The sequence below is a fragment of the Cohnella sp. AR92 genome (assembly GCF_003990975.1).
Lineage (GTDB): Bacteria > Bacillota > Bacilli > Paenibacillales > Paenibacillaceae > Cohnella.
In genome coordinates, this window is record NZ_RZJR01000001.1 from 26600 (window position 1) to 40064 (window position 13465).

The window sequence follows — 13465 nt, forward strand, 5'->3', positions numbered from 1 at the left end:
ACTCCGCTTGGCACGTTCCTTCCTTCGGCTCTTGCCTGCATGGGTTCAATGGAACCACACCTCTCTGTTCGTCGCCGAAATATAGAATGGCCCGATAAGCTTCGGTTTATACGCACGGCGTGCTACTGATTGAATTTTTTCCACTTCCGCCTGTGATTGGACGTCTCCGGGAATCGATCTCCGCGATGAAGATGAATTCTCTTCGGGTTCGTTATGCCCGTATGGAACGAGGCTTCTCCGATCTCGATGTACTCTCCGTCATTAGGCGCCCGCTGGCCGGGCTCGAATTCCGTCTGCTCACCCATTCTGCTCACCCCCTGGTTCCAGAGTACGAGTAGTTTAGGGGAGAAGGGGAGGGGTTATGCACGCCCAAGTCGAATGACTCGGATAACGGAGACGGAGAGGCCGGGAGCCTTGTAAAAGACCATCATTGACCGCGATTACCGCTTGTGATAAAGTAGATAGGTATGCTTTTTGATTAAGAATGCATACTCCTTGCTCCTCGGCCGGAACGATCCGTCGTGCCGGTATGGGAATCGGGGGGCCAAAGACCAAAAGGAGGTGAACGGAAGATGCGCAACTATGAGTTGATGTACATCATCCGTCCGGACGTGGACCAAGAAACCGTTCAAGCTGTCTCGGAGAAATTCCAAGGCATCATCGTGAACGGCGGAGAGATCGTTAAGCATGATATCCTCGGCAAACGCCGTCTTGCTTACGAAATCAACAAGCACCGCGATGGGACGTATGTGTTGGTTCAATTCACGGCTGACTCTGCTGTCGTGAGCGAGCTCGAGCGCGTTCTGAAGATTACGGACGAAGTTATTCGTCACATGATCGTCAGAGAAGTCGTGGCTTAATAAGAACTGACGCAAGATCCTGGCGGGAACACCGCCGTGAGTCGTCATTGTTGGGAGGGAACCAACCATGTTGAACCGGGTTATTCTGATCGGACGCTTGACCAAAGATCCTGAGCTTCGTTACACGCCGGCAGGCGTGGCCGTGGCGCAATTCACGCTGGCTGTCGATCGCCCTTTCTCTCGTGATAACGGGGGAGAACGCGAACGCGAGGCGGACTTCATTCCAGTCGTGACATGGCGTCAATTGGCCGAGACTTGCGCGAACTACCTTCGGAAGGGCCGTCTGGCTGCCGTAGAAGGGCGCATCCAAGTGCGCAACTACGAGAACAACGAAGGACGCAGAGTCTACGTAACGGAAGTGATCGCCGATAACGTACGTTTCCTTGAATCGAACCGCGAGAGCGGAGGCGGACAAGGCCGTGACGATTACGGCGGCGGCGGGAACTCCGGCGGCGGGTTCGGCGGAGGCGGTTATGGCAGCGGTGGCGGAAGCCGCAGCTCCGGATCGCGCAACAGCGGCAATATGGACCCGTTCGCTAATGACGGCAAGCCGATCGATATATCGGACGATGATTTGCCATTCTAAGACAGGAAAGGACGGAGAATAAATGAGCGAACAACAACAAGCTGCACCAGCTGCTCGCGAAGAACGCGGTCCTCGCGGTCCTCGCGAAGGCGGAGACGGACAACGCGAACCACGCAAGTTCCGTCGCGGACGCAACAAGCGTCGCAAAGTTTGCTACTTCACAGTGAACAAGATCTCCCATGTCGATTACAAGGATCTGGACTTGCTCCGCAAGTTCATCAGCGAACGCGGCAAGATCCTGCCGCGCCGCGTAACCGGCACGAAGGCGAAGTACCAACGCATGCTGACGGTCGCTGTTAAGCGCGCACGCCAAATGGCGCTGCTTCCTTACACGACTGAGTAAGATTCAGCAACGACAAGAGCTCTTCCGGAACTACGTGTTGCGTAGTCTGGAGGAGCTTTTTCTATCCGGCTAAGCGAGAACAAGGAGAAACTCAAGTGTCATTCATCAAGAAAATCGCAGTCGAATGGAAGAACGTCTCGGTGAGCGTTCGTTTGTTTTTTATCGCGGCCGTTCTATACCAGATAGGCTATGGGATGTTCTCCGTCCTCTATAATTTATACATACAAGAATTAGGCTACAACGATCGAATGAGCGGAACGGTAGTTAGCGTCCAATCGCTGGCTACCGCGATTTGTTTTATCCCGATCGGCCTGTTAGGGGATCGGTGGAACCGCAAGAACCTTCTTATCGTCGGAGCGCTGGTTAGCGGGCTCTTGTTCGCGGGACGCTCCTTATATGAAGCGGAGACCGGACTTCTAGCGTTAGCGGTCATGTCCGGCTTGTTCGCCTCGATCTTTCAGGTGCTGGCCATCCCGTTTCTGGCGGAGAACGTAGGCAAGGCGCAGAGGCTCGCCATATTCAGCCTGTACTCCTCGCTTGTACTGGCCGCTCAGGTGCTCGGAAGCTTCGGCGGAGGCGTGTTGGCCGATGGACTTCAATCGTTCGGCATGCAGCGGGCGGACAGCTTAAAGGTGGTCCTTCTTCTGGGCAGCGCGGCGACGCTGGCAGCGTTCCTGCCCCTGCTCTTCATGCGGGAACGAGCTAAGGCGGACATCGTTGCCGAACGTACCCGATCCGAGGAGAACAAAGAGAAGAGCAGCAGGAAGTCGGACACCAAATTCATCGCTCAATTCGTATTCGTTCAACTGCTCATCGGCTTCGGCTCCGGATTGGTCATTCCTTATCTCAATCTCTATTTTACGAACCGATTCTCCGTCTCCCTGAGCGGAATGAGCCTGCTTATCTCGCTAGGGCAAATTATGACTATCGTCTCGATGCTAATCGGTCCTTCGCTGGTGGCCAAGGTCGGACAAGTGAAAGCGATCGTCTTCTTCCAGATGCTTTCGCTTCCTTTTCTGCTTCTCACCGGATTTACGAATGTGCTGCTTGTGGCCTCCGTCAGCTTCCTGTTCCGGCAGGCGCTGATGAACGCAGCCAACCCGATTCAATCGGCCATACTGGTGGACCGGGTGTCCGCCAAGAGAAGCGGCATCGCCAATTCGTCCATGCAGACGGCCTTCATGCTTGGATGGGCGACCATGGGGCCCGTACAAGCCCATCTTGTGTCCGAGCACGGTTATTATTGGGGTTACGCCATCACCTTCAGCATTACGGGAACGCTGTACGTCGTCGCCTCGATCCTCTTCTTTGTTATGTTAAGAGACAAGAAGCATCATCCGGCAAATCCGGTTAACAATGCGATATCAAGCTGATGCTTATATTCCGCGAGGATTAAGCCGAACGAAAGGCGCATGGCGCCCAGGTTCGGCTTTTTTGTCTTGAAGAGGATAGATAGAATCGAAAAGTCCATTAGTAATGGCTATATGAATTTAATATGGAATTAACATGGAATCTCAGGAACTTGAACGTCCATCCCCTAGGATAAGAGTTGGTCCCCAAATACCTAGTCGGGAGTGTATAAATGAGTATGAGGCAAAAAGGAAAGTGGCTGTCGATCTTGCTGGCGGCAAGCACGGCGTTCAGCAGCATTGGACTTGCGGCGCCTAAGACGGCGAACGCGGATACGTCAACCGTCGCAGCGGGTACGCCTTACGAAGCGGATGGCACGTACAACGTGAATTTGCCCCACATTGTCATCAATCAAGTCTATGGCTTCGGAAGCGCCGCTTCGGACGGGAAGTATGTCTCGAACGGCTTTATCGAGCTGTTTAACCAAACCGATGAAGACGTAGATTTAAGCAAATGGTCGCTTCAATACGTAGACGTGGCGGCTGCGGCAGAAGGTACGGCTTGGAAAAAGCTCAATCTGAGCGGCATCATCAAGGCGAACTCTTCGTTCCTTGTCATCGGTGCCAAATCAAGCGTATCCGGACTAACGGGAGCGTCGTTGGATATTTCGGCTCCCGGAGCCTACGACCAACAATGGACCGGTTTATACATTGGGAATAAACAGCTCAAAGTCGCGCTGATGAGCAATCAGACCGCTCTGACGACGGCGAATCCCTATGATCCTGCTAACCCGGCCCCCGGCTATGTCGATCTGGTAGGAACGGCCGATAATGACGCAACCTCCACGATTGACGGCTACGAGACGGAATATCCGGGGCAGCCGGGCCAGGCGACCGCCACGGGCCAGGGAATCTCCAAGAAGAAGTCGATCCGACGCGTCCAGTTCGCGGACAGCGACAACAACAGGAACGATTTTGCCCAAGTCGACTACAGCGGCTCCGTTGCACCGGAGCTGCTGCCGGGCAACAGCGGCAATACGTCTGCGGCGTTAAGCATCCGTACGAGTTCGCTGCCGAACGGCCAGGCAGGACAAGCTTATTCCTCGGGTATCCTAGCCGTTGATTACGATGGGAATAAAGCCAATCTGAGCTTCTCCGCAGCAGGATTGCCGTCCGGTTTGCATATGGACGGCGTAACAGGGGAGATCACCGGAACGCCGGACGCAGACGACTATGGACAAGCCAATGTCACGGTATCCGTGACGGATGGCCGCGTTTCTCCCGCCACGCGCGATATCCCGTTATACCTTGATTCCGGCTCCATCCTTGCACCGGCTCCGGAAGACTCCATCAGCATCGAGAAAATCGCCGGTTATTCCGTCGGCTATGAAGACCCCGAAGGCGGCGTGGCGGAGATCGTCAAATACAATGGCGAGAACGGCAAGCTCTATCTCGTGAACGGGGCGACGAAGCCGTCGGCAACGCTTGATATCGTCAGCCTTAAGGCAGGGCAATCGACGTTGACCCGAGACGGAGACCCGATCAACGTCGAGGCGCTGTCTAAACAGAACGATCCCGATTTCGAATTCGGCGATCTGACGAGCGTAGACATCGACACGGCGAACGATACGATCGTGCTGGCGGTGCAAGAGGCCGACGCGATGAAGAACGGCAAGATCCTCGTGCTCGACTACGCCGGGAACTACATCAGGGAATACGAGACGGGCGTTCAGCCGGACATGGTCAAGGTGACAAAGAACGGCCGCTATATTCTGACCGCGGACGAGGGCGAGCCTCGCACGGCCGCCGGCGATCCGGACGGCAGCGTGACGATCGTCGATACGACGACCAATACGACCGCGCAAGTGAAGTTCGACAACCCGGCCGTGGTCGACGACTCGGTGATCATTCGCGGTTCGTCCAACATCGGCGATCCGAAGATTCACGGCCGCAGCAACGACAAGGCCGACCTGCAGCACGACGCGGAGCCCGAGTTCATCTCGTTATCCGCGGACGAGAAAATGGCTTACGTCAGCTTGCAAGAAAACAACGCAATAGCCCAAATCGATATTGCCACGAAGTCTCTGAAGCAAGTAAACGGTCTTGGATTGAAAGACTTCAGCCTGCCGCAGAACTCGCTGGATCTGCTCAAGGACAGCAGCATCCGGTTGGAGAACGTTCCTTTCTACGGCGTCTACATGCCGGACGGCATCGCTACCTATACGGTAGGCGGTAAAACTTATGTGCTGACGGCGAACGAAGGCGACGCGACGGAGTGGGAGGCCCGCGACAACGCGAGCACGATCGGGGATATGAAGATGCTGCTCGATCCGGATTCGAAAGCCGCGAAGTTCCTCGCGAACAAGACCGCCTACGATGGCACTGAAGTCATGTCCAGCATGGATAACGAAGGCCTCTATCTATACGGGGCTCGTTCGTTCTCGATCTGGGATACGACGGCAACGGCAGACGATGGCACGCTTGCGCAAGTCTTCGATAGCGGCAATGATTTCGAACGCATCACGGCAACGCGCCTCCCGGCTAACTTCAACGGAAGCCATGACGATCCGACGATGGACAAGCGCAGCTCGAAGAAAGGTCCGGAGCCGGAGTACGTAAAAGTCGGGCAGGTCGGCAGCAAGACGCTGGCGTTCGTCGGGCTCGAGCGGATCGGCGGCATTATGACGTATGACATTACGAACCCCAAGAACCCGAAGTTCGTGAACTACATCAACACGCGCAAATTCAATAAAATCAAAAACGCGGGCGAGACGGTGACAGGTTCGGAATCGGACACGGGACCGGAAGGGATCGACTTTATCCCCGCTTCCCTCAGCCCGACGAAATACCCGCTGCTCCTTGTCGCGAACGAAGTCGGCGGCACGGTGTCGGTCCTGCAAATCAATGAAGGCAAATACGTAAGTTCTCCTCCGGGCGGCGGCATCGGAGGGACCGACTCGGGCGCCAGCGGCAGTACGACCGAGCCGAAGGCGCCGGTGGCTGCCAATGGAGTTGTCTCTACGGTCGCGGAAGCGAAGCTGGATTCGAACGGGAAAGCGACGGCCGTCATTACCGCGGAGCAGGTGAACGAAGCGCTGAAGGCCCTTAGCGCGGCTTCTCCGGCACTTGAATTCAAAACGGACGCTAAGGGTATGGTTAAAGAAGCAACGGTAAGCCTGCCGGCCAATGCGCTCGCGAACATCGCGGCAAGCAGCGCTTCCGCGGCGCGTATCGATACCGGAATCGGAACGATCGAACTGGACTCGTACGCTCTCGATGCCGTAGCATCCGCAGCGAAGCAAGATGCCGTCTCGTTTAACGTTCAAACAATCAGCGCGGCATCGCTGCCGGGCAATGCCCATACGCAAGCGATCGGTAACCGTCCGGTATATCAACTGACGATCACGACTTCGTCGGGAAGCACGATTTCGACCTTCGGCAAAGGAACGGCAACCGTCAGCCTACCGTATACGCCGGCTCCGGGCGAGGATCCGAACGCGATCGTCGTCTATTACGTGGCGTCGAACGGCGAAGCCACGGCCGTTAAGAACGCGGCATACGACCCGGCGAGCGGCCAAGTGAAGTTCCGCGTCTCGCATTTCTCCACCTACGCGGTCGGCTATAACAAAGTGACCTTCACGGATACGGCGAATGGATCCGCTAACGAGGCCATCACGTATCTGGCGGCTCGCGGTCTCATCAACGGCACCGGAGCGGGCAAGTTCTCGCCGGACGCGAAGCTGTCGCGCGCGGACTTCGCGGTGCTTCTCGCGAGAATAGCCGGCCAATCGGAGAATGGCAGCGGCAGTGCGCCGTTCGGAGATGTCAGTCCGAACGCCTACTATGCGCAGGCGGTGCAATGGGCGGCAGCCAATGGCATCATTCAAGGAACGGGCAATGGACGCTTCGATCCGAAGGCGAACGTGACGCGCGAGCAGATTGCGCTGATCTCCGAACGCTTGCTTAAAGTTCTGGACGAGTCGGTTCCGAGCGACTTGATCGACAGCTCGAAGGCTGCCGCAACGCGCGCGGAAGCGGCGCTGGCGCTCTATAAATTGGTACGGAAGTTGAACGGTTAAATCATAGCTTTATCCCATGAGAAAAAGGGCTGCCATCGGGCAGCCCTTTAAGCGTAATCAGAGACTTTAGATCTGTTGAATCTTGATGAGGTTGGTGACGCCGGCGACTCCCGCAGGTGTTCCTGCCGAGATCACGACGTAATCGCCCTTGTGCAGGAGACCGGTGCTGCTGCCGTTGCTGAGCGCGGATTCGATCATGGCGTCGGTCGACTCGGTAGCCTCTCCCTTGACCGGGATAACGCCCCACATCAGGGCCAGACGGGCCAGAACCTTCTCGTCCGGGGTGATGGCGATGATCGGAGCCTTCGGACGGTACTTGGATACCATGCGGGCCGTATAGCCGCTAACGGTCGGCGTCAGGATCGCTTTGGCGTCCAGCTTCATGGAAGAGCTGACGACCGCTTCGCTGATGATCTCCGTTACCGTCTCGCCTTCGATGATCGGCTGCTTGGCCGCCGCGCTATTGGCGTATTCATACATCGATTCGGCGCGAACCGCGATGGAAGCCATCGTCGCAACCGATTGAACCGGATACTTGCCCGCGGCCGATTCGCCGGAGAGCATGATCACGTCGGAGCCTTGGAGCACCGCATTCGCCGTGTCGCTGACTTCCGCGCGAGTCGGGCGCGGGTTGTATTGCATGGAGTCGAGCATATGGGTAGCGACGATAACCGTCTTGCCGGCCAGGTTGCACTTCTCGATCATCTCGCGCTGAATCATCGGCACTTCTTCGACCGGAATCTCGACGCCGAGGTCTCCGCGGGCAACCATGATGCCGTCGGAAGCTTCGATAATGGCATCCAGATTCGTAACGCCTTCCTCATTCTCGATCTTGGAGATGATCTGAATGTGCTCGGCGCCATGCTCCTTCAGAAGCTGGCGGATCTGAAGCACGTCTTCCGCCTTGCGGACGAAGGAAGCAGCGATGATGTCGACGCCTTGCTCGACGCCGAAAGCGATGTGCTTGATGTCGCGCTCCGTAACGCCCGGAAGAGTGGTATGAATGCCAGGGAGGTTAACGCCCTTATTGGATTTGATGACGCCGCCGCTGACGATTCGGCACACAACCGTCGTAGCCGTCGTGGACTCGACCGTAAGTTCGATCAAGCCGTCATCAATCAGGATGGTATTGCCCGGCTTCACGACTAGCGGAAGCTCGGAGTAGTTGACATAGATCGTATCGGCGGTGCCTTCCATCAGTTCGGTCGTCAGCGTCAGAACCTTGCCTGCTTCGAGCAGGTAGGAAGGGTCCTTCAGCTTGCCGATGCGAACCTCGGGTCCTTTGATATCCATCAGAATAGGAACGATCGTGCCGGTCTCCTTAGCCGCTTGGCGAATGCTTACCATGCGGTTGCTATGGTCGGACAGTTCGCCATGCGCCATGTTCAGGCGCGCGCAGTTCATGCCTGCCTCGATCATCTGCTTCAGAATGTCAACCGATTCGCAAGCAGGTCCCATCGTACAAATGATTTTCGTTTTGCGCAGAATGCTCATGATTTCTGTATCCCTCCAGAGGATTAATGCTCGATACCTCTATTTTAGTCGTTTAATGGCCGTTAACCTATGAAATATAGTACAATGATTGTATTATAGTACGATAACGATCCAATAAACGAGGGTGTCTCCGTGCTCAAGGTGAACGAAATCAGACAAGACCGGGTAATCGAATGGTTCGAAGAGGTGCAGGGAGACCAGCGCTTCTACACTCTCGTGTTCGTCAGCTACGGCAAGTGCGTCTACTGGGTCAACCAAACCAAGCTCATTCTGGAGAAGGGCGACGGCTTGCTTATTCCGTTCGGGACCCCCTATTACGCGAAGAGCATTCCCTCGGTCTTCCATGAGAAGTATGTCTTCACTTTTCTTCCGCGGGAAGGGGATAATCGGCTGGAGATTCTCGGAGGGCTGTCTCCTGTTCGGCTGAAGATCGGCTCCTTCGATTGGACGATCGACCGAATGAGGACGATCGTTGAGGAACGGGAGGACAAGACGTGGCTGGCGGAGATTCGGGCGGAATCGATTCTGGCCGAGGTGCTGGTGGTATGGAGCCGCGAGCGGCAGCAAGGCCCGGTCTCGGCGGCCGTGGATTACCATGCCCAGCGAATGAAGGACTATATCCAGGAATATTACCGGGAGAAAATCACCAAGGAAGAGCTCGGGGCCCACATCGGCAGAAGTCCGAACTATGCGGCATCGTTGTTCCGCCGGGCGACCGGACAGACCATCAGCGAATACGTTCATGTTACGCGGATGAAGAAGGCCGTCTATCTGCTCAAGGATTCCTTGCTGACGGTCGGGGAAATCTCGGAAATGCTGGGTTACCGCGACGTCTCGTATTTCAATCGGCTATTCAAGAAAACAACGGGCCGGAACCCATCCGATTACACGAGAGAAAGATAGGAAAAAGGACCTGAAGTGGGAGAAAGAGGAGGCCGCGCGGTTGCAACCGGATGCGGTCTAGCATCGTTATATTCACGATTATAGGATAATAAGAGAGGAAAGAGTTAGCCATCATGAAGAAACGCCGTAAGTTGCTGATCGCGGTCGCCGGCTTGGCCGCCGTGTTGTTGATAGTCTCTTGTGTCGGGTACTTTAATCGCGGGGCGCTGGCCGCTTGGGGCTTCGATGCGTTCCTGTCGGATAAGATCGAGAATAAATTGGCGGATACCTATCAGCCCCTCGCCGATCGGCCTCAAGAATCGGAGGAGCCCGTCAAGGTCGTGGAAGAGCCGTTCTCCATGCTGCTGATGGGCGTCGACGCCCGTCCCGGACAGAAGGCGGGCCGTTCGGATACGCTGATCTATACGATCATTCGGCCGAAGGACGGCAACGCTCTGATGGTCTCCATCCCGCGAGACACGTACGCGGATATCGTGGGCAAGAACAAGAAGGATAAGATCACCCACGCTTACGCGTTCGGCGGTCCGGAGATGGCGGTGAACAGCGTCGAGAAGCTTCTTGATGCGCCTATCAACCACTATGCTTCTATCAACTTCGAAGGCTTCGTGAGCATGGTAGATACGCTCGGCGGAATCCCTCTTCCGATCACGGAGGATATCGTCAACAAGGGCGCGGACCACGAGAAATTCACGATCAAAGCGAACAAGGATCTCTATACGGGCGAAGAGGCGCTCGATTATGTCCGTTACCGCGAGGATGCGGGCGGCGACGTCTCGCGTACGGAACGCAATCGCGTGTTCCTGGAATCCCTCATGCATACGGCTACTTCGATGAAGCAGTGGAACGAGATTCCCGAGCTTCTGTCCATCGTCGGGGACAACTTCCGCACCGACCTGATGCCGTCCGACCTGACCGATCTAGCCAAGCAATTCCTGCAGACGGAGCTTCATATTCGGAGCTATACTCTTCATGGAACCGGTGCCCGAATGGGCAAGCAGAACCTCTGGTACTTCGTCGCGGACGAGAAGGATCTGGCGGACGTGCAGCGGACGATCGACGCTTGGCTGGATCCGGCGACGCCGGCCTCGGAGCTCGCGATACCAGGGGAAGAGCCCGCTGCCGCGGGGGCATCCGGAACGGCAACGGCAACCCCTTAATAGCATCGGAAAAGAATAGGCATCGCGTTGGTGTCGCCCCTCCGGAGCATGGTATAATGTGTTCGGCATAGAGAGGTTCCTGACAGAGGAGAGGTAAAAATGAACATCGCTTTTTTCCTTCTGCCGAAGCAGGAGGTCGTCTGTGTGAAGGAGAGTGCCACCCTCAGGCAGACGCTGGAAAGAATGGAGCATTATCGTTATACGGCGGTTCCCGTCCTAACCGACGAGGGCAGGTACGTAGGCACGGTGACGGAGGGAGACCTGCTCTGGTTCATGAAGAACCATGGCGAGCTTAGCTTCGACCAATCCCATCGCGTTCTTCTGTCCGAAGTGCCGCTGCGGCTGAATAACCGCCCCGTAAGAATCGATGCGAACATGGAGGATCTCATCTCCCTCGCAAAGACGCAGAACTTCGTTCCCGTCGTCGACGACATGAGCAGTTTTATCGGCATTGTACGCAGAAGCGATATTATCGACTATTGCGAGAGACTTCTTATTGCGCCCGCTACGGATGAGAAGCTTCTCGGAAGGGAAGCCTAAGAGCATACTCGCTGACGATTGCCCCAAGCCATCCATTACTTGAAGCGAGAGTATGGAGGACCGAATGACAAGGAAGCCAACCTACGGATCGCGCAAGATCCGGATCTTCTTGTTATCGGGTGCGGCAATGGCGTTGGCGCTAGCTGGTGCTCTGTGGTTAGGCGGCCTATCGAATACGCAATCCACCGGTGCACCCTCCGTGAACGACACGGAGGGTGTTCTCGTCGCAGGCAACCCTCAAGGCAGCCGTTCTGCCGACAAGCCAGCAGCGCTTCCATCCGCGCCGAACTTGCCCCCCGCTACCCAAGAAGAATTGAACGCCGTTTACGACATCGTGATTCGCGGCGGCAGGGTCGTCAACCCGGAGACCGGGCTCGACCGAGAAGGACTTAACGTGGCCGTCAAGGGCGGCACGATCGCGCTCGTTACCGATCGAGAAGTGAAGGGCCGTAGAACGATCGATGCCAAGGGCTTGGTCGTGGCGCCGGGATTCATCGACAACCTGAGCTACGATCCCAATCCTCTGGGCGTCTGGAACAAGATCGCGGACGGAGTTACCGGCAATATCGCGATGCACGGAGGAACGTCTTCGCCGGAGAAGTGGTATTCCTACTATACCCGGATCAAGACGCCGCTTCACTTCGGCGCGTCGTTCTTCTATACCCAAGCGCGCAACCAATTCTCCATCAGCCGGTACGATCCGGCGACTCCCGTGCAGAGCGAGCTTCTGGTCGAACAGGCCGAGAAGGCGCTGAACGACGGGGCGCTAGGCATCTCCTTCAGCTTGGAGTACGTTCCCGGAATCGGCCCTTCCGAGATTCTGCCGCTCATGAGATTGGCCTACGAGTATAACGTCCCCGTCTATTTCCATGCCCGTTATTCGGATATGGAGGAACCGGGAACGAACATCGAGGCGATCCAGGAGCTGATCGACTACGCGAAGCAGACCGGCGCTTCCGTCCATGTGGATCATATCAACAGCACGGGAGGCACCTTCTCCATGAAGCAGTCGCTTGCGATGCTGGAAGAGGCAAGAGCCAAGGGTCTCGACTTGACGGCCTGTACATATCCTTACGATTACTGGGGAACGTATCTCAACTCGGCCCGGTTCGACGAAGGCTGGCAGCAGCGATTCCGGATCGGCTACCACGACCTTCAGATCGCGGGAACTCAGGAGCGCTTAACGGAGCCGACGTTCAAGGCCTACCAGAAACAAGGCAAGCTGGCGGTCGCCTATGCAATCCCTGAGCAGGATATCATGGATTCGCTGGCCTCGCCGTTCGTCATGATCGGCAGCGATGCGATTCTCGAGCCGGGACTGAACAATCACCCCAGGGCGTCGGGCACGTTCGCGCGTACGGTCGGCCTTTACGCTAGGGACCATGCGGTGATCTCCTTGATCGACGCGATCGGCAAGATGACGCTGCTGCCGGCCCAGCGGCTGGAGAAACAAGCGCCGGCCTTGAGGAAGAAGGGAAGAATCGGGCCCGGAATGGATGCGGATATCGTGATCTTCGATTACGGGAAGATAAGCGACCGCTCCACGGTCGAGAAGCCGGAGCTCCCTTCGGAAGGCATTCGGTATGTACTGATCGGGGGCAAGGTCGTTCTCGACGGGCAAGGCCTGCACAAGAACGTTCGGGCCGGCCAACCGATTCGCAGCGAATTTGTCCGTTATGAAGGGCCCGGCGGTCTTCTGACGCTGGAGAGGGGAACGGAAGCGGTCTCGGTTCCAATCGTAAGGTTCAGAGGTTCCGAATATGTCGACTCAGAAGTCCTGAAGGCATTCGGCTATTCTCTGAAGTGGAACGCAGAGACGAAGATGCTGCGGGTTGGCGAAGACCGGTCGAGAATCCATCTCGGGCAGATGCAGCTTCCGGAGCCCCAGCCTCACCAGCTGATGCTGGAGCGGGGCTATAAACTGAAGTGGGAGGGCGGAGAAGCCGATATGCTCTCTATCGGAAGCCGGAGTTACGCGGGGCTAGGAACGTTGGAGAGCATGGGCATTCGGCTGACGAAGAACGAAGAGGGATGGATGGTTTCCGTAACCGAATAATAAAGATCCGGCAGCAGGAGAAGGTCCCGCGGAGGGGCCCATCTCCTGCTGCTTCTATGAGAGGGCTTACAATGGGTGGTCCGTCCGATTCCTCGGGA

Annotated in this window: 11 protein-coding genes; 9 read left to right on the forward strand and 2 right to left on the reverse strand. The window is 56.4% G+C overall.

Annotation, left to right across the window (positions count from 1 at the left end):
• Nucleotides 1-122: 122 nt before the first annotated feature.
• Complete coding sequence (locus ELR57_RS00145) at nucleotides 123-305, reverse strand: YjzC family protein (protein WP_126956030.1); 183 nt, start codon at nucleotides 303-305, stop codon at nucleotides 123-125.
• 267 nt (nucleotides 306-572) lie between these two features.
• On the opposite strand from ELR57_RS00145, the gene rpsF reads away from it, so the two are divergent.
• From rpsF to ELR57_RS00170, 5 genes are all read left to right on the forward strand, one after another.
• Complete coding sequence (gene rpsF, locus ELR57_RS00150; RefSeq protein ID WP_126956032.1) at nucleotides 573-860, forward strand: 30S ribosomal protein S6; 288 nt, start codon at nucleotides 573-575, stop codon at nucleotides 858-860.
• A 67-nt stretch (nucleotides 861-927) separates the two neighbouring features.
• A complete protein-coding gene (gene ssb, locus ELR57_RS00155; RefSeq protein ID WP_126956034.1) occupies nucleotides 928-1446 on the forward strand; it encodes a single-stranded DNA-binding protein in 519 nt (172 codons plus the stop codon).
• Nucleotides 1447-1468: 22 nt separating this feature from the next.
• Complete coding sequence (gene rpsR / locus ELR57_RS00160) at nucleotides 1469-1789, forward strand: 30S ribosomal protein S18 (RefSeq protein ID WP_126956036.1); 321 nt, start codon at nucleotides 1469-1471, stop codon at nucleotides 1787-1789.
• Nucleotides 1790-1884: 95 nt separating this feature from the next.
• Nucleotides 1885-3162 (forward strand): MFS transporter, encoded by a 1278-nt coding sequence (locus ELR57_RS00165; protein ID WP_126956038.1) that lies wholly within the window; start codon nucleotides 1885-1887, stop codon nucleotides 3160-3162.
• Nucleotides 3163-3371: 209 nt separating this feature from the next.
• Nucleotides 3372-7217: a choice-of-anchor I family protein gene (locus ELR57_RS00170; protein WP_126956040.1), complete on the forward strand. Its 3846-nt coding sequence runs from the start codon at nucleotides 3372-3374 to the stop codon at nucleotides 7215-7217.
• A 66-nt stretch (nucleotides 7218-7283) separates the two neighbouring features.
• Here the strand turns inward: ELR57_RS00170 and pyk are convergent, their stop codons facing one another.
• Nucleotides 7284-8702, reverse strand: a complete 1419-nt coding sequence (pyk, locus tag ELR57_RS00175) for a pyruvate kinase (RefSeq protein WP_126956848.1) — start codon at nucleotides 8700-8702, stop codon at nucleotides 7284-7286.
• A 141-nt stretch (nucleotides 8703-8843) separates the two neighbouring features.
• Between pyk and ELR57_RS00180 the strand changes: the two genes are divergently transcribed.
• From ELR57_RS00180 to ELR57_RS00195, 4 genes are all read left to right on the forward strand, one after another.
• Entirely contained in the window at nucleotides 8844-9614 is a 771-nt protein-coding gene (locus ELR57_RS00180; RefSeq protein WP_126956042.1) for a helix-turn-helix transcriptional regulator, read from the forward strand.
• Between the two features lie 113 nt (nucleotides 9615-9727).
• The gene (locus ELR57_RS00185; RefSeq protein WP_126956044.1) at nucleotides 9728-10771 is read left to right on the forward strand and encodes an LCP family protein; all 1044 of its coding nucleotides are present in this window, start codon (nucleotides 9728-9730) and stop codon (nucleotides 10769-10771) included.
• Nucleotides 10772-10870: 99 nt separating this feature from the next.
• Entirely contained in the window at nucleotides 10871-11311 is a 441-nt protein-coding gene (locus tag ELR57_RS00190) for a CBS domain-containing protein (protein ID WP_126956046.1), read from the forward strand.
• A 64-nt stretch (nucleotides 11312-11375) separates the two neighbouring features.
• A complete protein-coding gene (locus ELR57_RS00195; RefSeq protein ID WP_238162351.1) occupies nucleotides 11376-13367 on the forward strand; it encodes an amidohydrolase family protein in 1992 nt (663 codons plus the stop codon).
• Nucleotides 13368-13465 lie beyond the last annotated feature (98 nt).

Excerpts from the sequence above, each read along its gene's own strand:
- ELR57_RS00145 (WP_126956030.1), bottom strand. The coding sequence starts at position 305 with ATGGGTGAGCAGACGGAATTCGAGCCCGGCCAGCGGGCGCCTAATGAC.
- rpsF (WP_126956032.1), top strand. The coding sequence starts at position 573 with ATGCGCAACTATGAGTTGATGTACATCATCCGTCCGGACGTGGACCAA.
- ssb (WP_126956034.1), top strand. The coding sequence starts at position 928 with ATGTTGAACCGGGTTATTCTGATCGGACGCTTGACCAAAGATCCTGAG.
- rpsR (WP_126956036.1), top strand. The coding sequence starts at position 1,469 with ATGAGCGAACAACAACAAGCTGCACCAGCTGCTCGCGAAGAACGCGGT.
- ELR57_RS00170 (WP_126956040.1), top strand. The coding sequence starts at position 3,372 with ATGAGTATGAGGCAAAAAGGAAAGTGGCTGTCGATCTTGCTGGCGGCA.
- ELR57_RS00185 (WP_126956044.1), top strand. The coding sequence starts at position 9,728 with ATGAAGAAACGCCGTAAGTTGCTGATCGCGGTCGCCGGCTTGGCCGCC.
- ELR57_RS00190 (WP_126956046.1), top strand. The coding sequence starts at position 10,871 with ATGAACATCGCTTTTTTCCTTCTGCCGAAGCAGGAGGTCGTCTGTGTG.
- ELR57_RS00195 (WP_238162351.1), top strand. The coding sequence starts at position 11,376 with ATGACAAGGAAGCCAACCTACGGATCGCGCAAGATCCGGATCTTCTTG.